21 protein-coding genes and 3 tRNA genes are annotated in these 21,277 nt (G+C 70.4%); 17 read left to right on the top strand and 7 right to left on the bottom strand.

The annotated features are described in order from the left end of the window. Position 1: 1 nt before the first annotated feature. Positions 2-397: a Co2+/Mg2+ efflux facilitator ApaG/CorD gene (gene apaG / locus IE209_RS30985; protein WP_189690715.1), complete on the bottom strand. Its 396-nt coding sequence runs from the start codon at positions 395-397 to the stop codon at positions 2-4. A 66-nt stretch (positions 398-463) separates the two neighbouring features. Between apaG and rpe the strand changes: the two genes are divergently transcribed. Beyond that, a complete protein-coding gene (gene rpe / locus IE209_RS30990; protein ID WP_189690716.1) occupies positions 464-1,150 on the top strand; it encodes a ribulose-phosphate 3-epimerase in 687 nt (228 codons plus the stop codon). Positions 1,151-1,184: 34 nt separating this feature from the next. On the opposite strand, the gene trpB is transcribed toward rpe, so the two are convergent. From trpB to IE209_RS31015, 5 genes are all read right to left on the bottom strand, one after another. After that, entirely contained in the window at positions 1,185-2,390 is a 1,206-nt protein-coding gene (gene trpB / locus IE209_RS30995) for a tryptophan synthase subunit beta (RefSeq protein ID WP_189690717.1), read from the bottom strand. Positions 2,391-2,735: 345 nt separating this feature from the next. Continuing rightward, complete coding sequence (locus IE209_RS31000) at positions 2,736-3,308, bottom strand: DUF2894 domain-containing protein (protein ID WP_189690718.1); 573 nt, start codon at positions 3,306-3,308, stop codon at positions 2,736-2,738. Further along, positions 3,301-3,957: an OmpA family protein gene (locus IE209_RS31005; RefSeq protein ID WP_189690719.1), complete on the bottom strand. Its 657-nt coding sequence runs from the start codon at positions 3,955-3,957 to the stop codon at positions 3,301-3,303. Before IE209_RS31005 ends, IE209_RS31000 begins: the two co-directional genes overlap by 8 nt. Further along, entirely contained in the window at positions 3,954-6,758 is a 2,805-nt protein-coding gene (locus tag IE209_RS31010; protein ID WP_189690720.1) for a DUF802 domain-containing protein, read from the bottom strand. The genes IE209_RS31005 and IE209_RS31010 overlap by 4 nt, the downstream gene beginning before the upstream one ends. Before the next feature lie 21 nt (positions 6,759-6,779). Next, positions 6,780-7,499: a DUF3348 family protein gene (locus IE209_RS31015; protein WP_189690721.1), complete on the bottom strand. Its 720-nt coding sequence runs from the start codon at positions 7,497-7,499 to the stop codon at positions 6,780-6,782. A gap of 170 nt (positions 7,500-7,669) precedes the next feature. Here IE209_RS31015 and IE209_RS31020 point away from each other — a divergent pair, with 170 nt between their 5' ends. From IE209_RS31020 to IE209_RS31040, 5 genes are all read left to right on the top strand, one after another. Continuing rightward, positions 7,670-8,044, top strand: a complete 375-nt coding sequence (locus IE209_RS31020; protein ID WP_189690722.1) for a COG4315 family predicted lipoprotein — start codon at positions 7,670-7,672, stop codon at positions 8,042-8,044. A 27-nt stretch (positions 8,045-8,071) separates the two neighbouring features. Further along, positions 8,072-8,602 (top strand): RNA polymerase sigma factor, encoded by a 531-nt coding sequence (locus tag IE209_RS31025; RefSeq protein ID WP_189690723.1) that lies wholly within the window; start codon positions 8,072-8,074, stop codon positions 8,600-8,602. 2 nt (positions 8,603-8,604) lie between these two features. Next, on the top strand, positions 8,605-9,414 hold the full coding sequence (locus tag IE209_RS31030; protein WP_189690724.1) for an anti-sigma factor family protein: 810 nt from the start codon (positions 8,605-8,607) through the stop codon (positions 9,412-9,414). Positions 9,415-9,457: 43 nt separating this feature from the next. Beyond that, the gene (gene gph / locus IE209_RS31035) at positions 9,458-10,150 is read left to right on the top strand and encodes a phosphoglycolate phosphatase (RefSeq protein WP_189690725.1); all 693 of its coding nucleotides are present in this window, start codon (positions 9,458-9,460) and stop codon (positions 10,148-10,150) included. Between the two features lie 222 nt (positions 10,151-10,372). Further along, complete coding sequence (locus IE209_RS31040) at positions 10,373-12,556, top strand: catalase (RefSeq protein ID WP_189690726.1); 2,184 nt, start codon at positions 10,373-10,375, stop codon at positions 12,554-12,556. Here the strand turns inward: IE209_RS31040 and IE209_RS31045 are convergent, their stop codons facing one another. Continuing rightward, positions 12,557-13,531 (bottom strand): chemotaxis protein, encoded by a 975-nt coding sequence (locus IE209_RS31045; protein ID WP_189690727.1) that lies wholly within the window; start codon positions 13,529-13,531, stop codon positions 12,557-12,559. A 364-nt stretch (positions 13,532-13,895) separates the two neighbouring features. On the opposite strand from IE209_RS31045, the gene trpE reads away from it, so the two are divergent. The 11 genes from trpE to IE209_RS31100 form a co-directional block, all read left to right on the top strand. Further along, positions 13,896-15,398 (top strand): anthranilate synthase component I, encoded by a 1,503-nt coding sequence (trpE, locus tag IE209_RS31050; RefSeq protein ID WP_189690728.1) that lies wholly within the window; start codon positions 13,896-13,898, stop codon positions 15,396-15,398. A gap of 6 nt (positions 15,399-15,404) precedes the next feature. Continuing rightward, complete coding sequence (locus tag IE209_RS31055; RefSeq protein WP_229883148.1) at positions 15,405-15,980, top strand: anthranilate synthase component II; 576 nt, start codon at positions 15,405-15,407, stop codon at positions 15,978-15,980. A gap of 71 nt (positions 15,981-16,051) precedes the next feature. Continuing rightward, on the top strand, positions 16,052-17,089 hold the full coding sequence (gene ltaE, locus IE209_RS31060) for a low-specificity L-threonine aldolase (protein ID WP_268245985.1): 1,038 nt from the start codon (positions 16,052-16,054) through the stop codon (positions 17,087-17,089). A gap of 16 nt (positions 17,090-17,105) precedes the next feature. Continuing rightward, positions 17,106-17,756 (top strand): LysE family translocator, encoded by a 651-nt coding sequence (locus IE209_RS31065; RefSeq protein ID WP_189690729.1) that lies wholly within the window; start codon positions 17,106-17,108, stop codon positions 17,754-17,756. Positions 17,757-17,779: 23 nt separating this feature from the next. Next, on the top strand, positions 17,780-18,811 hold the full coding sequence (gene trpD / locus IE209_RS31070; protein ID WP_189690730.1) for an anthranilate phosphoribosyltransferase: 1,032 nt from the start codon (positions 17,780-17,782) through the stop codon (positions 18,809-18,811). 7 nt (positions 18,812-18,818) lie between these two features. Beyond that, positions 18,819-19,610, top strand: coding sequence for an indole-3-glycerol phosphate synthase TrpC (gene trpC, locus IE209_RS31075; protein ID WP_189690731.1), 792 nt, complete (start codon positions 18,819-18,821; stop codon positions 19,608-19,610). Then, entirely contained in the window at positions 19,607-20,341 is a 735-nt protein-coding gene (locus tag IE209_RS31080; RefSeq protein WP_189690732.1) for a uracil-DNA glycosylase, read from the top strand. Before trpC ends, IE209_RS31080 begins: the two co-directional genes overlap by 4 nt. 13 nt (positions 20,342-20,354) lie before the next feature. Then, a tRNA-Tyr gene (locus IE209_RS31085) sits at positions 20,355-20,440 on the top strand. Positions 20,441-20,535: 95 nt separating this feature from the next. Continuing rightward, a tRNA-Gly gene (locus tag IE209_RS31090) sits at positions 20,536-20,609 on the top strand. Between the two features lie 30 nt (positions 20,610-20,639). Next, positions 20,640-20,714 (top strand) — tRNA-Thr (locus IE209_RS31095). Between the two features lie 71 nt (positions 20,715-20,785). Beyond that, a partial coding sequence (locus tag IE209_RS31100; RefSeq protein ID WP_189690733.1) for a GTP-binding protein occupies positions 20,786-21,277 on the top strand: 492 nt, incomplete at its 3' end.

A 21,277-nucleotide genomic window follows, 5' to 3' on the forward strand; every position in this document is an offset into this window, starting at 1 on the left:
GTCAATGCAGCACCCGTGCGCCGCCGTTGCCGCCCGTGTCGGCGTCGAGGATGAAGGCCGGGATCTCGACCTCGAAGCGCGTGCCGTCCTCGGCCACGCAGAAGTAGCTGCCGCGCATCGAGCCGGTGGGCGTGTGCAGCCGGCATCCACTCGTGTACTGGAAGGATTCGCCGGGCCGCAGCAGCGGCTGCTGGCCGACCACACCCAGGCCCTTGACCTCCTCGGTGTGGCCATGGCCGTCGGTGATGATCCAGTGGCGCGAGATCAGCTGCGCGGGCACGTCGCCGCGGTTGTGGACCGTGATCTGGTACGCGAAGCTGTAGACGGCCTGCTCGGGCGAGGACTGGTCCGGCAGGTAATGCGGCTGGGCCTCCGCCGTGAACTGGTACTTTGGCATGGCCGGCATCCTACCTGCCCGTCCGCGCCGGACGCGCAAAACCCGGCTCGGCGAAAATGCGCGGCCATGAGCCGCCCCACTTACCGCATCGCCCCCTCCCTGCTGTCCGCCGATTTCACGCGGCTCGGCGAGGAGGTCACCAACGTCATCGCCGCCGGCGCCGACTGGATCCACTTCGACGTGATGGACAACCATTACGTGCCCAACCTGACCTTCGGCCCCATGATCTGCAAGGCGCTCAAGCCCTTGTCCAGGAAGGCCGACGGCACCCCCGTGCCGATCGACGTGCACCTGATGGTGCAGCCCGTCGATGCGCTCGCCGCCGCCTTTGCCGAGGCCGGCGCCGACCTGATCAGCTTCCACCCCGATGCGAGCACCCACGTGCACCGCAGCGTGCAGGCGATCCGCGCGGCCGGCTGCAAGGCCGGCGTGGTGTTCAACCCGGCCGCCCCGCTGGACGTGCTGGACTGGGTGCTGGAAGACCTGGACCTGGTGCTGATCATGAGCGTGAACCCCGGTTTCGGCGGCCAGGCCTTCATCGACAGCGCACTGCGCAAGACCGAACTCGTGCGCAAGCGCATCGACGCCATCGGCAAGGACATCCGGCTGGAAGTGGACGGCGGCATCAAGGCCGACAACATCGCGCGCGTGGCCGCCGCCGGTGCCGACACCTTCGTGGCCGGCAGCGCCATCTTCGGCCAGAAAGATTACAAGGGCGTGATCGACAAGATGCGCGCGGCGCTGGCGGGCTGAGCCCGTGCCGGCGCCGCCGCGCCCCTTGTGAGGCTCAAAGGCCCAGGCGCTGCGCCACGAAGTCGGCGTCCTTGTCGCCGCGGCCGGACAGGTTGACGAGGATGTGCTGGTCGGCCGGCAGGCCCGGCGCCGTGCGCATGGCCCAGGCCACGGCGTGCGCACTCTCCAGCGCCGGGATGATGCCCTCCACGCGCGACAGCGCCATGAAGGCCTCCAGGCATTCCGCATCGCTGGCGGCCTGGTAGTCCACGCGGCCGATGTCCTTCAAGTAGCTGTGCTGCGGGCCCACGCCCGGGTAGTCCAGGCCCGAGGCGATGGAGTGCACGGCGGCCGGCTCGCCGTCGGCGTTCTCCAGCACGTAGCAGGCCATGCCGTGGATGGCGCCGGGCTTGCCCATGGTCAGCGTGGCGGCGTGGCGGCCTGGCTTGTCCGTGCCTTCGCCCGAGGGCTCCACGCCGACCAGATGCACGGACGCGTCGTCGAGGAAGGCCGTGAAGATGCCCATGGCGTTGGAGCCGCCGCCCACGCAGGCCGCCACATGGTCGGGCAGCCGGCCGTGCTTCTCCAGGAACTGGGCGCGCGCCTCGCGCCCGACGATGGACTGGAAGTCGCGCACCATCATCGGGAACGGGTGCGGCCCCACCACCGAGCCGATCGCGTAGAGGTAGTCGGTCGGGTTGTGGAGGTACTCCTCGAACGCGCTGTCCACCGCCTCCTTGAGCGTGGCCGCGCCGCGCGTGACCGCGACCAGCTTGCAGCCCAGGATGCGCATCTTGGTCACGTTGGGGTGTTCCTTCTCGATGTCCACCTGGCCCATGTGGATCTCGCAGGGGATGCCGACCAGCGCGCAGGCCGTGGCCAGGGCCACGCCGTGCTGGCCCGCGCCGGTCTCGGCGATGACCTTCTTTTTGCCCATGAAGCGGGCCAGCAGCGCCTCGCCCAGGCAGTGGTTGATCTTGTGCGCGCCGGTGTGGTTGAGGTCTTCGCGCTTCAGGTGGATCTGCGCGCCGCCCAGCTGTGCCGACAGCCGCCGTGCATGGAAGATCGGGCTGGGCCGGCCCACGTAGTCAGCGAACAGCTGCGCCAGTTCCTGCTGGAAGTCCTCGCGCTGCGTGATCTGGGCGTAGGCGCTGGCGATGTCGTCCATGGCCTGCTTGAGGTGCGGGGGCACGAGCTGGCCGCCGTAGGGGCCGAAATAGCCCTCGGCATTGGGCATGGGGGCGAAGGTGGTGCTTGGCATGTTGTGCTGCTTCGGACAGGTGCTTGGGAGTCCGATTCTGGCCGCCGCCCGCGGCACGCACCATGTGCAATGACCCTAGGAGCGCGGGCGGCAGAAATCCGGCCCCGCGCCGGGGCGAGTGGCGGTGCCAACCGAGGCGCCGGCGAGGCCGTGTGGCCTGCCACACAACGAGCCGGCAACGAAGGATAGCGCTGCCAATCGCCCCGGCCCGAAGGGTGTGGCCTGCAAGGGGGCGCATGCGTCGTTGCCGTCCTCGCGCAGGCGGCCAGCCTGCGCTTCGTCCGGCGCCTAGCCTGCGCCCCCTTGCAGGCCACACGCGGGGCCGGATTTCTGCCGCCCGCGCTCCTAGGTGCGCCTGGCGCGCGCCGTCTTCCTGGCGACCTTCTTCGCCGGCGTCTTGCCGGCCTTGGGCGCCGGTTTGCCGGCGCTCGCGGCCTCGGCCTGCAAATCCTCCAGCCAGGCCAGCGCGTCGACCTGGGCCATGAAGTGCCGCAGGTAGTCCGGCGCGCAGCCGCGCATGAGCTGCAGCGCCTGGTGCACGAGGTGTTCGGAGTTCAGCGGGCCGGGGTTCTCGGGGGCGTCGGCCAGCGCATGCTTCAAGCGCTGTTCGGCATGCAGCCGGGCCCAGGTGCTGCGGAAGAACTGCAGCAGTTCCGGCTCGGCGGCCTGGCCCGCGCGCGGACCCTTGGGTGTGGCGGGCGGGCGCAGCGCCTGCAGCAGGTCGGCCAGCGGGCCTGGCGCGGCGGGGCTGCGCGCAGGCGCGGGCGCTGCGGGCCGGGCCTGGGCCTGCAGGGCCGCCAGGCGCGCGTCCAGCAGCGCGCGGTCGGCACCTGTGCGCGAGGCCACGCGCCGCGCCGGCGCCGCGACGAGGTGCGCGTGCAGCGGGTCGGTGGCGGTGCTGGCAGGCTGCTCAGCCACGTGGCTTGCTGTCGGTGCGGGCCGGCCGGGGCGTGGGCGCGATCTCCACGCGGCGGTTGCGCGCGCGGCCCTCGGCATCGGCATTGGAGGCCACGGCCTGTTCGGAACCGAAGGCCGCGGCGAACACGGCCGATGCGGGAATGCCTTCCTCGATCAGCGTGCGCGTGACGGTCAGCGCGCGCTGCGCCGAGAGCTCCCAGTTGTCCGCGAACTGGCGGTTGCTCGCACGCACCTGGCGGTCGTCGGTGAAGCCGCTGACCATCAGGATCTCCTCGCGCTGCTGCAGATAGGTGGCCAGCGGGCCGGCCAGGCTTTGCAGCAGTTGCCGGCCCTCGGGCTGCAGTTCGTTGGAGTTGAACGCGAACAGCACGCTGCCGCTGATGCCGATGCGGCCGTCCGTCAGCGTCACGCGGCCGGCCGCGAGCGGGCCCGACAGCGCCTGCTCCAGCGTCTGCAGCTTCTGCGCCTGGGCCTGGCTGCGCGCCAGTTCGGTCTTGAGCCGCGTGTCCAGTTCCAGCTGCATGCCGATCACGCCGACCAGGATCAGCACGAAGGCACCGAGCAGGCCGGCCATGAGGTCGGCGAAGGCGGTCCAGACCGGCACGGCTCCGTCGTGGCCCAGGCCGTCGTCGAGTTCTTCGGCGGTCATGCTTCGACGGCCTGCGCGCTGCGCTCATGGGCCAGCCGCTGCAGGTCTTCCACGATCTGCTTTTGCGACAGCAGCGAGAGGTCGATGACCTCGCGCGCCTGGGCCACGTAGTAGGCCAGCTGCTCGTCGCTGCGCGCGATGGACTTGGCCAGCGTCTCGTCGACCTGCTGCAGGTGCGCGCCGAGCTCGGCGTTGGAGGCGCTGAACACCTGCACGGCGGCGCCGAAGGCTTCGCCGAGGCTGGCGACCTCGGCCGCGCCTGCACCCAGCTGGGCGGCGGATTCGGCCAGGCGGCTGCCCTGTTGCTCGACCTGGGCGGCAAAGCGCTCGCCCGCGCGTTCCAGCAGTTCGGCAGAGCCCGAGACCAGTGCGTCGATGGCGGCGCGCTGTTCGCTGGAAGCGTGGTTCACGGCGTCCAGCAAGGTGCGCAGCGTGTCCAGCACGCGGGCGCGTTCGTCCAGCATGGCGTTGTCGCGGGCCATGCTGTCGGTCAGCTTGTCGCGCAGCTCGGCGATGACTTCGGCGGCCGCACGCGGCGCCTGCGCCGCCGCATCGACCAGGCGGCCGATCTCGGTCACGGTGGCGCTGGCCTGGGCCTCGGCCCGCTCGCCCATGGCCTGGGCGGTCTCGGCCAGTGCGGCGCAGATGCGCTGCTGCTGGGCCAGGGCGTGGTCGCTGGCCTCGTGCCACTGGGCCGCCAGCTGCTCGGTCATGCCCGCCAGCGTGGCGTTCCAGTTGGCCAGGCGCTCGGCATCGCGTGCGCTGGCCTGGGCCTGTAGTTCGGCATGGGCCTGGGCCACGGTGGCCTGCAGCACGGCCGCGTGGTGCGAGAAGCCGTCGGCCGCGCTGGCCAGGGCCTGGCGCGTCTCCTGGCCGTGGGCCTGGGTGCTGCGTTCGTGCTGGGCCAGGGCGGCGGTCCAGGCCGCCAGGCGTTCGGCATCGCGCTCGGCCACCTGCTGCTGCAGCGTGGCGACCTGTTCGACGAAGCCGCTGGCGGCCCCCTCCATGGCCGCGCGGGTCTGGTTGGCCAGGGCCTGCTGCGCGGCCTCGTGCCGGGCCAGTGCCTCGCTCCAGGCCGTGGCCTGCTCCGCGTTGCGCGCGGCAGCCTGGGCCAGCAGCTCGGCATGGGCCTGGGCCACGCCCTGTTGCAGCGCCGCGGCATGCGTGTCGAAGCCGGCCGCCGTGCTGGCCAGGGCCTGTTGCGTGTCGCTGGCCAGGGCCTGGGTGGCGCGCTCGTGTGCGCCCAGGGCCTCGGTCCACGCGGCCAGGCGCTGCGCGTCGCGCGCATCGACCTGCTGCTGCAGCCGGGCATGGGCCTGTTCCACGGTCTGCAGCAGCGTGGCCGTGTGCTGCGCGAACTGCGCGGCGGTGCCGGCCAGGGCCTGCTGCGTGTCACCGGCCAGGGCCTGGGTGGCCTGCTCGTGCCGGGCCAGGGCCTCGGTCCAGGCGGCCAGACGCGCGGCGTCGCGCTGGTCCACCTGCTGCTGCAGCTGGGCATGGGCCTGCTCCACGGTCTGCAGCAGCGCAGCCGTGTGCTGCGCGAACAGCGCCGTGCTGCCGGCCAGGGCGGCCTGCGTGTCGCTGGCCAGGCTGTCGTTGGCCTGGGCGTGCCGGGCCAGGCTGTCCTGCCAGCGCTGCTCCAGGGCAGCCGTGGTGCGCGCGAGTTGTTCGGAAACCTGCTCCACCAGCGCCGCCGAGCGCTGCGCGAAGCCCTGGGTGAAGCCGTCCAGGCCGGCCTGCAGGCCACCGGACAGCTGGGCCTGGGCCGCGCGCTGCTCGGCCAGGGCCTCGGTCCAGGCGCGCGACACGCCTTCAGCGCTCGCGGCGAAGCGCTGCGCGACTTGCTCGAGCTGCTGCTGCACGCCCTGGGCCGCGCCTGCGTGCAGGGCCGCGGCTTCGCGCGCCACGCCGGCCATGGTGGCCTCCACCGCGGGCTGGATCGCGGCACCGGCCAGGCGCGCGCTCTCCGCCAGGCTGTCCTTGAGCGAGCGGTCCACCGCGCCGGCCAGGCCCGTGTAGGCGGCCTCGGTGCGGCTGTGGAAGCTCTGCTGGTCGGCCAGCAGGCGTTCGTGCAATTGCTGGCTCTGGCGCTCCATGCCCTGCACCAGCGTGTGCAGCTTGTCGACCAGCGCCGGCATGGCCTCGGCCTGCTGGCGCAGCAGCTGGAAGGAATCGTCGCGGCGCTGGGCTTCGGAGAACGCGCGCAGCGTGGTGCCGGTCAGCTGGTCGAGCCACTGGCTGGCGGCGAAGCGCTCGCGCCGCGCCAGGGCTGCCGCCAGGCCCAGCGTGGCCGAAGCTGCCACGCCGGCCAGCGAGGTGCCGAAGGCCACGCCCAGGCCGCTCACCGGTGCGGCCAGGGCCGCGCGCACGCTGGCCAGGTCGGTCGCGCCCTGCAGCGCCATACCGGTGCCGCGCAGCGTGACAACCATGCCCAGGAAGGTGCCCAGCATGCCCAGCAGCACGAGGAAACCCGCGAGGTAAGGGGTCAGCACCGGGCCGGGCAGGGCCACGCGCTGGCCTTCGATGCGCAGGCGCACGGGGTGGCGCAGCGCGGCCGGCAGGCGCTCCAGCCAAGGGCCCAGCGCCGCAGGCGGCGTACCGCTGTCGGCCAGCACGGCGGACAGCTGGTCGGTGGCCTGGCGGAAGCGCCGCAGTTCCAGGGCGCCGAACACGAAGAAGGCGGCGATCAGCGCCGTGACGGCCAGGGCCAGCAAGTGACTGCTGCCGGCGTAGCCGGCACCGACCCAGGCGATGCAGGCCAGGCCCGCGAGCAGGACGGCGTGGTGGAGAACTCGGTTCATGGGACTTGCTTGCTTCTCAGCTCAGGTAGGGGTACGAAGGGTCTTCAAGAGCCCTTCGATCGGTTGCCATCGAAGATCCAGTTCGGCCAGCAGCACGCTCTGCACTTCGTGCTGGAACACGGTGGGCCAATCTTCCACGGCGTCTTCGCCGCTGGCATCGCGCAGCTGCCGGAAGCGCTTTTCCAGCACCTTGGGAATGCCGGCCAGCAGCCGGTGCTCCTGGTTGCCGATGACCTGCTCCAGCACCGTGTCCACCGTGGCCAGCCGGGCCAGCGCGGGCGAGCGCGCCGACAAGGCCATGCGCAGGCGCCCGCGCAAAGGCGCGATGGCTGCGGCCATGGCCGACTGGCGGGCCAGCACGCAACGCCGGTAGGGCGGAAAGCCGGGTGTGGCCTCCTTGACCTCGCCGGGCAGCGGCACCGGTGGGGCGCGGAACTCCACCGTGGCCGCCGCCGTTTCCTCGGCGATGGCACGCGCCAGCGCGCTGCGCAGCCGTGCTGCGGCACCGGCGATGGTCTGCAGCCCAGCGGCCGCCTTGGCCGGGTCGCCGCTGGCGGGCCGCGGTGCGGGCGCGTCCTTCAGGGCCGTGAACAAGGGCATGGCATCGGTCCACCGGAGCCACAGGCCCAGGCGGTCTGCAAAGCCCTGCGGGGAGTCGCGCACGTCCGACCCGGCCAGGCGGGCCAGCAGACGGACCAGTGCCGAGTCGGGCGTGCCTGTGTGCCGTGACGCTTGCACCATGCCGACGGATTCGAAAAAACCGCGCAGTCTACATGGCCGGGCCGGCCGGAGCTGTCACAGCTTGTGCGCCGCCGGGCTGCACCTGCCCATTTTTGGATGGGCGGCGGAATAAATGCGTCCTGCCATCCGTCCATGCCGGTGTTCCTCCACCCCTGCGAAAGACCGCCACCATGCACACCCGCTTCGCTTCCACGCTCGCCCTGGCACTCGCCGCCGCCTTCACGCTGCCGGCCCAGGCCGAGCCCGCGCCCAAGATGGCCGGCGGCATGCTCGTCAACGCCGCCGGCATGACGCTCTACACCTTCGACAAGGACCAGGCCGGCAGCGGCAAGAGCGTGTGCAACGGCCCCTGCGCCACGCTGTGGCCGCCGGCGCTGGCCGATGCCGACGCCAAGCCTGCCGGCGACCTGAGCGTGGTCACGCGCGACGACGGCGCCAAGCAGTGGGCCTACAAGGGCAAGCCGGTCTACACCTATGCGGCCGACAAGAAGGCCGGGGATGCGACGGGCGACAACTTCAAGGACATCTGGCACATCGTCAAGTAAGGGCCGAACCGCCGACACTCGGGCGCCATGCGCTCCCAGGACGAAGCCGAGATCGTGGCCAGCATCCCCAGCCTGCGCCGCTATGCGCGGGCGCTGGTGGGCGAGCGCGACCGGGCCGACGACCTGGTGCAGGACACGCTGGAGCGTGCCTGCTCGCGCTGGGCGCTGTGGCGCCGGCAGGGCGAGGTCCGGGCCTGGCTGTTCGGCATCATGCACAACCAGTTCGTCGACCGCCTGCGCGCCCAGCGCAGCCGGCCCGAGGACAGTGTCGGCGACGCGCTGCCCGAGCAGCCGCAGCGCCCGCAGCAGACCGATGCGCTGGAGCTGCGCGACCTCGAGCGCGTGCTGCAGCGCCTGCCGCCCGAGCAGCGCGAGGTGCTGCTGCTGGTCGCGGTGGAGGAGCTGAGCTATCAGGAGGTGGCCAGCGCCACCGGCGTGCCGCTGGGCACGGTGATGTCGCGGCTGTCGCGCGCCCGCGCGCGGCTGCAGGAAGAACTGCGGGGGCCGGATCCGGCCCGCGCGGGCCAGCCGGCCGAGCGGATCCGACGCGTGAAATGACCATGGACGATCCCCGACTCCAGAGCGTCGGCACGGGCCAGCCTGCGCCCATCACCGAAGCCGACCTGCATGCCTATGCCGACGGCCAGCTCGCGCCCGCGCGGCTGGCGCAGGTGGAGCAGTTCCTGGCTGAGCACCCCGCGCAGGACGCCCGCGTGCGCGCCTGGCAAGAGCAGAACGCCTTGCTGCGCGGCCTGCTGGACCCGGTGCATGCGGAGCCCGTGCCGCTGCGGCTGTCCACGCGGCCGGCGCGCACGGCCGTGGCCTGGCGCAGCCTGGCCGCGGGCGTGCTGATCGCCGCCGTCAGCGCGGGTGCCGCCTGGTCGCTGCGCGGCATGGTCGAGGCCGGTGCGGCGCGGACGCTGGCCGGCACCCCCGCGCTGACCGGTTTCGCGCAGCGCGCCGCCATCGCGCACGCGGTCTACAGCCCCGACAAGCGGCGTCCGGTGGAAGTCGGCGCCGACCAGGAGCAGGCCCTGGTGGCCTGGCTGACCCGCCGCATGGGCGCCGAGGTGCGCGCGCCGGCGCTGGCGCCGCTGGGCTACGCATTGATCGGTGGCCGGCTGCTGCCGGGCGAGAAAGGCCCGGTGGCGCAGTTCATGTACGGCGCGGAGGACGGCCGGCGCCTGACCCTGTACGTGACGCGCGAGGTGGCGGGCGCCGACACCGCCTTCCGCTTCGGCCAAGACGGCGCGGTCAAGGTGTTCTACTGGGTCGAAAACGGCTTCGGCTACGCGATCTCGGCCGATGCCGACCGGGCCGCGCTCATGGAAGTCTCCGAAGAGGTCTACCGGCAGCTCAAGCCCGGCTGACCCGGCCGGACACAATCGGGGGCTGCACCGCCCGAGGATCTGCATGCTGCCCGTCCGTTCCACGCCATCCGCTTTCGCCCTCCAGGCGCCGTTGCAGGCCGCCATCGTCGACCTGGACGGCACCATGGTCGACACGCTCGGCGACTTCAGCGCGGCGCTGGACCGCATGCTGGCCGACCTGTCCCTGCCCGCGGTGCCGGCCGCCGCCGTGGCCGAGATGGTGGGCAAGGGCTCGGAGCACCTGATCCGCAGCGTGCTGGCCCGGGTGCAGGCCGACCCGGGGCTGTACGACGCCGCCTGGGCCAGCTACCAGCGCCACTACCCGCAGGTGAATGGCCGCCATTCGCAGGTGTACCCGGGCGTGGTCGAAGGCCTGCGCGCGCTGCAGGCGCGTGGCCTGGCACTGGCCTGCCTGACCAACAAGCCCACCGATTTCGCGCGCGCGCTGCTGCGTGACAAGGGGCTGGACGGCTTCTTCGCGCAGGTCTTCGGCGGCGATGCCTTCGCCCGCAAAAAGCCCGACCCGCTGCCCTTGCTGCGCACCTGCGAGGCCCTGGGCAGCCCGCCTGGACGCACGCTGATGCTGGGCGACTCCAGCAACGACGCCCAGGCCGCGCGCGCGGCGGGTTGCCCCGTGGTGCTGGTCAGCTACGGCTACAACCACGGCCAGCCGGTGCGCGCGGTCGATGCCGACGGCTGGGTCGACTCGCTGGCCGAAGCCGCTGCCTTGCTGTAGTTGGCCTCCTACCGGCATTCGCAGGCTGGTCCCACAGCGCGCTGAAGCGGGCAACTACCAGGGGTAGCCCGGCGCCCGCTTAGCCTTGTGCGCATCGTCATTGCGCACAAAGAGGGGATCAGGTCATGGACATCGTCGTTTGGGCTGTCGCGGGCATCGTGGGCGTGCTGGCATTGGTGGCCGTGGGCCGCGCCATCGCCTGCTGCGTGGACGCCTGAAGCGATGGCGCGCAAGGACGCAGCCGGTGCCAAGGCGCCGCGGGCCGGCACCAGCCCCAAGCAGCAGCAGATGCAGACCTTCGCCGCGGCCGAGGCCACGGCGGCCACCGGCCTCACGACCAACCAGGGACTGCGGCTCTCGGACAACCACAATTCGCTCAAGGCCGGCGTGCGCGGGCCCACGCTGCTCGAAGATTTCATCCTGCGCGAGAAGATCACGCACTTCGACCACGAGCGCATTCCCGAGCGCGTGGTCCACGCGCGCGGCGCCGGCGCGCACGGCTACTTCCAGCTGTACCGTTCTCTCGCGACCTATACGCGCGCGGCCTTCCTGCAGGACCCGGAGCAGCGCACGCCGGTGTTCGTGCGCTTTTCCACCGTGGCCGGCTCGCGCGGCTCGGCCGACACGGTGCGCGACGTGCGCGGCTTCGCCGTGAAGTTCTACACCTCCGAGGGCAACTACGACCTCGTGGGCAACAACATGCCGGTGTTCTTCGTGCAGGACGCGATGAAGTTTCCGGACCTGATCCATGCCGTCAAGCCCGAGCCGCACCACGAGATGCCGCAGGCCGCCAGCGCGCACGACACCTTCTGGGACTTCGCCTCGCTGATGCCCGAGACCACCCACATGCTGATGTGGGCCATGAGCGACCGCGCCATCCCGCGCAGCTACCGCATGATGGAGGGCTTCGGCGTGCACACCTTCCGGCTCGTGAACGCGGGCGGCGATGCGGTGTTCGTCAAGTTCCACTGGAAGCCGAAGTTGGGCGTGCACGGCCTGGCCTGGGACGAGGCGCAGAAGATCGCCGGCACCGATCCCGACTTCCACCGGCGCGACCTCTGGGAAGCCATCGAGCGCGGCGAGTTTCCCGAATGGGAGCTGGGCCTGCAGATCATCGACGAGGGCAAGGCCGACCAGCTCGGCTTCGACATCCTGGATCCGACCAAGCTGGTGCCCGAGGAGATGGTGCCGGTGCAGCGCGTGGGCAAGCTGGTGCTGGACCGCAACCCCGACAACTTCTTCGCCGAGACCGAGCAAGTGGCCTTCCACCCGGGCCACATCGTGCCGGGCATCGATTTCTCCAACGACCCGCTGCTGCAGGGCCGGCTGTTCTCCTACACCGACACCCAGCTCTCGCGCCTGGGCGGGCCGAACTTCCACGAGATCCCGATCAACCGCGGCGTCTGCCCCTTTCACAACTTTCAGCGCGACGGCATGCACCGCATGGCCGTCCACCGCGGCCGCGCCGCGTACGAGCCCAACACGCTGGGCCAGGCCGGCACGGAGTTCCGCGTCGACGGTGGGCCCCAGGGCTTCCAGGAGTTCCAGGCCGCCACCGGCACGCCGCGCATCCGCCAGCGCAGTCCCTCGTTCGACGACCATTTCTCGCAGGCCGCGCTGTTCTGGCACAGCCAGGGGCCGGCCGAGAAGGAGCACATCGTGGCCGCCTTCCGCTTCGAGCTCGGCAAGGTCGAACATCCCGAGGTGCGCCAGCGCATGGTGGACAACCTGGCGCATGTGGACGCGATGCTCGCGCGCAAGGTGGCGTCCGGCCTGGGCCTCACACCCGATCCGCGCGCAGCGGCCGGCCGCGCCGGTTTCCGCGAGGTGCGCGGCAAGCTGCCCATCGAGGAATCGGCCGCGCTGCGCATGGCGAGCCAGCCGCCTTCGGGTTCGCATCCACTGGCCACGCGCAAGGTGGCCGTGCTGGTGGCCGACGGCGTGGAGGTCCAGGGCCTGCGCCCGGTGCTGCAGGCGCTGCAGGAGGCGGGCGCGCATTGCCTGGTGCTGGCCCCCCAGCTGAGCCCCGTGGCGACCGAAGGCGGTCGGCAGTTCGCCGTGGACCATGCACTGACGACCATGCCCTCGGTGCTGTTCGACGCGGTTCTGGTGGCCGGCGGCGAGCGCGCCGCGCAGGCGCTGGACGGCCTGGGTGCCGCCCACCACTTCGTGCTGCAGGCCTACAAGCACGCCAAGGCGGTCTGCGTGCTGGGGCAGGGCGCGGCGTTGCTGCGCTGGCTGGGACTGGACGCGCGCGCCGATGCGCAGGCGCTGGCCCGGCATCCGGGCGTGGTCATCGGACCCGGCGGGGCGGAGCGGGCGCCCGAGACGGCCAAGGCCTTCATCGATGCCATCGCCCGCCACCGGCACTGGGACCGGCCGCTGGCCGACGGCGTGCCGGCCTGATCAGGCCACCATCTTGGCCATCCGCAGCATCTTGCGGATGGTGTCGGCCAGTTCCTCGATGACGAACTTGCCGACGTAGGCATCGGCGCCCACCGTCTTCACATGGCTTTCGTTGGTGGTGCCGGACAGCGAGGAATGGATCACCACCGGGATCGAGCGAAAGCGCGGATCCTGCTTGATCTTGCGCGTGAGCGTGAAGCCGTCCATCTCCGGCATTTCGAGGTCGGTCAGCACCATGGCCACCTTGGAGGAGACCGGCCTGCCCTCGGCCTCGGCCTTGCCGGCCAGGTCCTGCAGCTTGTCCCAGGCCTCGCGGCCCGACTTGGTCATGACGAAGGGCGTGCCCAGCGTCGACAGGCCCTTCTCGATCAGCGAACGCGCGATCAGCGAGTCGTCGGCCGCCAGGATCACGCTGCCCGGCGGTAGGCTCACCCGCGCACCCACGCTTTCCTCGGTGATCTCAGGTCCGGCCGGCGGCATCACCGTGCGCAGGATCTGCTCCACGTCCAGCACCTGGGCCAGCCGGGTGTTGTGCACGTCGCCGTCCAGCCGGGCGATGCTCGTGATCAGCCCGCCGGCCGAGGTGTTGGCCTCGGCCGAGAGCACCTGGTTCCAGTCCAGCCGCACGATCTCGTCGACTTCCTCGACCGCGAAGGCCTGGGTGGTGCGTGCGTACTCGGTCACGAGAAGGATGTTCAGGCCGGTCTGCGGCACGCAGCCCACGGCGGCCGGCAGGTTGATGACCGGGATCACCTGGCCGCGGATGTTGGTCACGCCCATCATGTGGGCGGTGGAGTTGGCCACGGCCGTCACGGTCGGCATGACCATGATCTCGCGGACCTTGAACACGTTGATGCCGAATAGCTCGCGGTGCTCGGAATTGGGCGTCACGCCCAAGCGGAAGAGCAGCAGCTCGAATTTGTTGCTCGTCGTGAGGTTGGTGCGCTCGTCGACCTCTTTTTGTACCGTGCTCATGACAAATATTCCCCTGGACCCGTTACTGGGTTGAAACGATTGTGGGTGCCGGCCCTGGGCTGGTCAACATCAGCCGCCAACTGGTCGCGAACAGCCGCCAAGCGGCAGCGCTTCGCGTCTCTTTGCTACACTCGCCGCCCATGTCCGCTCACAGCACCAAGACATCAGGCGCAGGCCGGGGAGCCTGGCCCTGGCGTAAGCCAACGACAAGCCGCACCTGATTGCACGGCGCATCGCCGTGCGCCCGTGCTCTTCGCGCCTCCCTCCCTCCCGCGCAAGGGCTTTTGGATACGAAGGCAGCACCCCGCTGCCGCCGGGACGCCCACCCTCCACAAGCGCCCGGCGTGAACTTCGAAAGCACGCTGTGATCACTGAACTGGAATTCAAGAGCCTGTCCAAGGACGGCTACAACCGCATCCCCCTCATCGTCGAGGCCTTCGCGGACCTCGAAACCCCGCTCTCGCTGTACCTCAAGCTCGCCCATTCCCAGGGCGGCGGCAAGTTCAGCTTCCTGCTCGAATCCGTGGTGGGCGGCGAGCGCTTCGGCCGCTACAGCTTCATCGGCCTGCCGGCGCGCACGCTGCTGCGGGCGAGCGGCTTCGGCGCCCAAGCGCGCACCGAGGTCGTGACCGACGGGCAGGTGGTCGAGGCCGCCGCAGGCAATCCGCTGGACTTCATTGAGGCCTACCAGAAGCGTTTCAAGGTCGCGCTGCGCCCGGGGCTGCCGCGCTTTTGTGGCGGCCTGGCCGGCTACTTCGGCTACGACGCGGTGCGCTACATGGAGAAGAAGCTCGAGAACAGCTGCCCGCCCGACCAGCTGGGCTGCCCCGACATCCTGCTGCTGCAGTGCGAGGAACTGGCCGTCATCGACAACCTCTCGGGCAAGCTCTACCTGATCGTCTACGCGGACCCCAAGCAGCCCGAGGCCTATGCCAACGGCAAGCGCCGGCTGCGCGAGCTCAAGGACAAGCTGCGCTACTCCGTGAGCGCGCCGCGGGTCTTGCCCACGCTGGCGCACCCGGCCGAGCGGCCGTTCGGCAAGGCGACGTACCTCAAGGCCGTGGAAGAGGCCAAGGAGCTCATCGCGGCGGGCGATTTCATGCAGGTGCAGGTGGGCCAGCGCATCAGCAAGCGCTACACCGAATCGCCGCTGTCGCTGTACCGCGCGCTGCGCTCGCTGAATCCCAGTCCCTACATGTACTACTACGACATGGGCGACCACCATGTCGTGGGCGCCTCGCCCGAGATCCTGGTGCGCCAGGAGGTCACCGAGGCCGGCGAGCAGAAGGTCACGATCCGCCCGCTGGCCGGCACGCGGCCACGCGGCGCTTCGCTGGAGCAGGACAAGGCGGCCGAGGTCGAGCTCGTGAACGACCCCAAGGAACGGGCCGAGCACGTGATGCTGATCGACCTGGCGCGCAACGACATCGGCCGCATCGCCAAGATCGGCACGGTGAAGGTGACAGAGGCCTTCGCCGTGGAGCGCTACAGCCACGTGATGCACATCGTCAGCAACGTCGAGGGCATCCTGAAGGACGGCATGACCAACATGGACGTGCTGCGCGCCACCTTCCCGGCCGGCACGCTGACCGGCGCGCCCAAGGTGCATGCCATGGAACTCATCGACAAGCTGGAGCCGACCAAGCGCGGCCTGTACGGCGGCGCCTGCGGCTACATCAGCTACGCGGGCGACATGGACGTGGCCATCGCGATCCGCACCGGCGTGATCAAGGACCAGACCCTGCACGTGCAGGCCGCGGCCGGCGTGGTGGCCGATTCGGTGCCCGAGCTGGAATGGAAGGAAACCGAAGCCAAGGCGCGCGCGCTGCTGCGCGCCAGCGAACTCGTCGAAGAAGGTCTGGAGTAAACCGCCATGGCACAAAAGCTTTTGATGGTCGACAACTACGACAGCTTCACCTTCAACCTGGTGCAGTACTTCGGTGAACTGGGGGCCGAGGTCGAGGTGTTCCGCAACGACGAGATCGACATCGCGGGCGTGGCCGCGCGCGCGCCCGACCTGCTCGTGATCTCGCCCGGTCCCTGCTCGCCGGCCGAGGCCGGCATCTCGGTCGAGGCGATCCGGCATTTCGCGGGCAAGCTGCCCATCCTGGGCGTGTGCCTGGGGCACCAGAGCATCGGCGCGGCCTTCGGCGGCCAGATCGTGCGGGCGCAGCAGCTCATGCACGGCAAGACCAGCGAGATCACGACCACGCGCGAAGGCGTGTTCGCCGACCTGCCCGAGCGTTTCACGGTCAACCGCTACCACTCGCTGGCCATCGCGCGCGACACGCTTCCGGCTGCGCTGGCCGTGACGGCCCGCACCGAGGACGGCGAGATCATGGGCGTGCGGCACAAGGAATTGCCGATCCAGGGCGTGCAGTTCCATCCCGAGTCCATCCTGACCGAGCATGGGCACGCGATGCTGCGCAACTTCCTGGAGCAGCGGTGAGGCCCGCCGCCGGGCCGCCCCAAGGCGGGCCAGCCCCCTCGGGGGGCAGCGAACCTCGCGCAGCGGGGAGCGTGGGGGCACCTTTTGTCGTCGACCTGCGGAGCGACACGGTCACGCGGCCGACGCCCGCCATGCGCGAGGCGATGTGGGCCGCGCCGCTCGGCGACGACGTGTTCGGTGACGACCCGACGGTGCAGGCGCTGCAGGAGCGCATCGCGGGCCTGCTGGGCTTCGAGGCGGCGCTGTTCGTGCCCAGCGGCACGCAGAGCAACCTCTGCGCGATCCTTGCGCACTGCGGCCGCGGCGACGAGTACATCGTGGGCCAGATGCAGCACGCCTACCGCTGGGAGGCCGGGGGCGCCGCCGTGCTGGGCAGCGTGCAGCCCCAGCCCATTGCGCACGCGGCCGACGGCACCTTGCCGCTGGCCGAGATCGAGGCGGCGATCAAGCCCGACGACGCGCATTTCGCGCGCACGCGGTTGCTGGCGCTCGAGAACACGCTGGGCGGGCAGCTGCTGCCGTTCGACTACGTGCAGGCCGCCACGCAACTGGCGGCCGACAAGGGCCTGGCGCGGCACCTGGACGGCGCGCGGCTGTTCAACGCGGCCACGGCGCAGGGGACGGACGCCTACTTGGAGGCCAAGCGCATCGCGCAGTGCTTCGACAGCGTCTCGGTCTGCTTCAGCAAGGGCCTGGGCGCGCCCGTGGGCTCGGCCCTGTGCGGCTCGCGCGAATTCATTGCGCGGGCCCACCGCATCCGCAAGATGGCCGGCGGCGGCATGCGCCAGGCCGGCCTGCTGGCCGCGGCGGCGCTGCATGCGCTGGACCACCATGTCGCGCGCCTGGCCGACGACCATGCGCTGGCGCGCCGGCTGGCCGAGGGCCTGGCCGGCATCGACGGCGTGCAGCCGCAGGCGCCGCACAGCAACATCGTGTTTGCCACGCTGACCGGTGCGGCGCGCGAACGCGGCGGCGGGCTACTGCCCTACCTGGCCGAGCGCGGCGTCCTGGCCACGGGCCTGTACCAGCTGCGTTTCGTGACCCATCTGGACGTGGACGCGGCCGGCGTGGACCGCGCCGTGGCGGCCGTGCGCGCGTACTTCGCGTAGGCATGACGAGGCGGCCATGCCGGACTTCCACCATCTGCTGCTGTTCGTCGCGGCCGGCTGGCTGCTGAACCTCACGCCGGGTCCCGACGTGCTGTGCATCGTGCGCCACGCGCTGCGCGGCGGCGCCCGTGCCGGCATCCTGGCCGGGCTGGGCATCACGGCCGGCTGCTTCGTGCACGTGGCGGCCGCGGCCGTCGGCGTGGGCGCGCTGCTGGCGGCCTCGGCCACGGCCTTCAACGTGCTCAAGTGGGTCGGCGCGGCCTACCTGGCCTACACCGGCTTGCGCCTGCTGTTCGCGCGCTCTGGCGGCAGCCCGCTCGACCAGGCGCAGGCTGGGCCCCTGGGTGCACCCGCGGCGCCGCGCCGCGTGTTCCTCGACGGCTTCTGGACCAATGTGCTGAACCCCAAGGTGGCCTTGTTCTTCCTGGCCTTCGTGCCGCAGTTCATCGCGCCGGGCACGGCGGATGCGGCCTGGGTCTTCGTGGCCCTGGGCGTGCTGTTCAACCTCAACGCCATTCCGGTCAACGTGGGCTGGGCGCTGGCCGCGGCCTGGATGGCGCGGCGTGCCCGCGTGCAGCGCGGCCTGGCCTGGCTGGACCGCGTGGCCGGCGTGCTGTTCATCGGCTTCGGCCTGCGGCTGGCCTGGGCCGAGAGCCCGTCGCGCTGAAGACCCCCCATTCGGAGAATCCCATGATCACCCCCCAGGAAGCGCTGCAGCGCACCATCGAACACCGCGAGATCTTCCACGACGAGATGCTGCACATCATGCGGCTCATCATGCGCGGCGAATGCTCGCCCGTGATGATGGCAGCGCTGATCACGGGCCTGCGCGTCAAGAAGGAAACCATCGGCGAGATCACGGCCGCTGCCCAGGTCATGCGCGAGTTCGCGACCAAGGTGCAGGTGGCCGACACGCGCCACCTGGTCGACATCGTGGGCACGGGCGGCGATGGCTCGCACACCTTCAACATCTCGACCTGCGCGATGTTCGTGGCGGCGGCGGCCGGCGCCAAGGTCAGCAAGCACGGCGGGCGCAGCGTGTCCAGCAAGTCCGGCAGTGCCGACGTGCTGGAGGCGCTGGGCGTGGACATCCAGCGCACGCCCGAACAGATTGCGCGCTGCATCGCCGAAGTCGGCATCGGCTTCATGTTCGCGCCCAACCACCATCCGGCCATGAAGAACGTAGCGCCCGTGCGCAAGGAACTGGGCGTGCGCACCATCTTCAACATCCTGGGGCCGCTCACCAACCCGGCGTCCGCGCCCAACATCCTGATGGGCGTGTTCCACCCCGATCTGGTCGGGATCCAGGTGCGCGCGCTGCAGCGCCTGGGCGCCGAGCACGCGCTCGTGGTCTACGGCAAGGACGGCATGGACGAGGTCAGCCTGGGCGCGGCCACGCTGGTCGGCGAGCTCAAGGACGGCGAGGTGCGCGAATACGAGATCCATCCCGAGGACTTCGGCATGGCCATGGTCAGCAACCGCGCGCTGCGCGTGGAGACGCCCGAGCAGTCGCAGGCGATCCTGCGCAGCGTGCTCGAGGGCGAGCACGGCCCGGCCTACGACATCGTGGTGCTGAACGCCGGCGCGGCGCTGTACGCTGCCAATGTGAGCGCCTCCATCGCCGAGGGCATCGCCGCAGCGCGCCAGGCCATCGCCTCGGGCGCCGCCCAATCCAAACTGGCCCAGTTCGCCGCGCTCACGCGCGAGCTGGCCGCAGCCTGAGACCGCCATGTCCGACATCCTGCAGAAGATCGTTGCCGTCAAGCACGAGGAACTGGTTCTCGCCAAGGGCCGCAAGCCCCTGGCCGCCGTCCGCGAGGACGCCGAGTCGCGCGTGCTCACGCGCGATTTCGTCGGCGCACTGCGCGCCAAGATCGCCGCCGGCAGACCGGCCGTGATCGCCGAGGTCAAGAAGGCCAGCCCCTCCAAGGGCGTGCTGCGCGAGGACTTCATCCCCGCCGACATCGCGCAGAGCTATGCCGAACACGGCGCAGCCTGCCTGTCGGTGCTGACCGACCGCCAGTTCTTCCAGGGCAGCGTGGACTACCTCAAGCAGGCGCGCGCCTCCTGCCAGCTGCCCGTGCTGCGCAAGGACTTCATGGTCGACGCCTACCAGATCTACGAGGCGCGGGCCATGGGGGCCGACTGCGTGCTGCTGATCGCCGCCATCCTGGACGATGCGCAGATGGCCGAGTTCGAGGCCATCGCCCGGCACCTGGGCATGGCGGTGCTTGTGGAGGTGCACGACGCGGCCGAGATGGCGCGTGCCTTGAAGCTCCAGACCCCGCTGATCGGCGTCAACAACCGCAACCTGCGCACCTTCGAGGTCTCGCTGCAGACCACGCTGGACCTGCAGGCCGCCGTACCGGCGGACCGTCTGCTCGTGACCGAAAGCGGCATCCTCGCGCCCGCCGACGTGCAGCGCATGCGCTCGGCTGGCGTGCATGCCTTCCTGGTCGGCGAGGCCTTCATGCGCGCGCCTGAGCCGGGCGAGGCGCTGGCGCAGCTGTTCGGCGCATGACGGTGTTCGGCCCGGTCGCGGCTGGCTGGCAGCCGGTGGTCGATGCCTTCGTACAGAGCTCCGAAGGCCGCCGGCTGCAGGACTTCCTGGCCGCGCGCCAGGCCGCCGGCGCGGTCATCTACCCGCCCGAGCCGCTGCGCGCGCTGCGCCTCACGCCGCCCGAGCGCGTGCGCGCCGTGATCCTGGGTCAGGACCCCTACCACGGCCCGGGCCAGGCCGAGGGGCTGGCCTTCTCGGTCGCGCCCGGCGTGCGGCTGCCGCCTTCGCTGCGCAACATCTTCAAGGAGTTGCAGCGCGACATGGGCCTGCCCATGCCGGCCAGCGGCTCGCTGGCCGATTGGGCCGAGCAGGGCGTGCTGCTGCTCAACACCAGCCTCACGGTGGAGGAAGGGCAGGCCGCCAGCCACGCCAAAAAGGGCTGGGAGGCGCTGACCGATGCGCTGATCGCCCGGGTGGCGGCCACGGCTTCGCCCTGCGTCTATCTGCTTTGGGGTGCCCACGCCCAGGCCAAGGCGCCGCTGATCGAGCGCGAAGCCCGTGCCGCAGGCCGCGAGGCGCTGGTGCTGATGGCCAACCATCCGTCGCCGCTGTCGGCGCTGCGTCCCCCCGTACCCTTCATCGGTTGCGGCCACTTCGGCCAGGCGAGCCGTTGGCTCGCCGAACGTGGCCAGGCAATAAATTTACGCCTGTCCGCCGCCGCGGATGTGCAGAGTCAAAAAGTTCTGCTATAGTCCTGAGTTCGCTGGAGAGGTGGCCGAGTGGTTAATGGCAGCAGACTGTAAATCTGCCCTCTTACGAGTACGCTGGTTCGAATCCAGCCCTCTCCACCAGCAGTTTTTGAAGTCAGGTTGGCGATCGATCGATAGTTGGAGTGTGCGAAAGCGCAGTGTTGGCCGACACCCGCCGGGGTGGCGAGGCAAGCAAGGCGGGAGTAGTTCAATGGTAGAACCCTAGCCTTCCAAGCTAATGACGCGGGTTCGATTCCCGTCTCCCGCTCCAGCAGCATCGATCGTCAGCGAAAGTTTGAGCGCCCTTTTGGCTCAGTGGTAGAGCACTCCCTTGGTAAGGGAGAGGTCGCGGGTCCGATTCCCGCAAAGGGCACCATGATTCCCGGCACTCCATGTGGAGTGCCGGGCGCTTGGCTAGTTGGAACGTATTTTTTTCGGAGTCGAAAAATGGCAAAAGAGAAATTCACGCGGACCAAGCCGCACGTGAACGTTGGCACGATCGGTCACGTGGACCACGGCAAGACGACGCTGACGGCAGCGATCACGACGGTGCTGGCCTCCAAGTTCGGCGGCCAAGCCAAGGCCTACGACCAGATCGACGCGGCTCCCGAAGAAAAGGCCCGCGGCATCACGATCAACACCGCACACGTGGAATACGAGACGGCCAACCGCCACTACGCCCACGTGGACTGCCCCGGCCACGCCGACTACGTCAAGAACATGATCACCGGTGCCGCCCAGATGGACGGCGCCATCCTGGTGTGCTCGGCCGCCGACGGCCCGATGCCCCAGACCCGTGAGCACATCCTGCTGGCCCGCCAGGTCGGCGTGCCCTACATCATCGTGTTCCTGAACAAGTGCGACATGGTGGACGACGCCGAACTGCTTGAGCTCGTCGAAATGGAAGTGCGCGAACTGCTGGACAAGTACGAATTCCCC

It is taken from the genome of Pseudorhodoferax aquiterrae (assembly GCF_014652235.1).
In the GTDB taxonomy this organism is placed as follows: Bacteria; Pseudomonadota; Gammaproteobacteria; order Burkholderiales; family Burkholderiaceae_C; genus Pseudorhodoferax; species Pseudorhodoferax aquiterrae.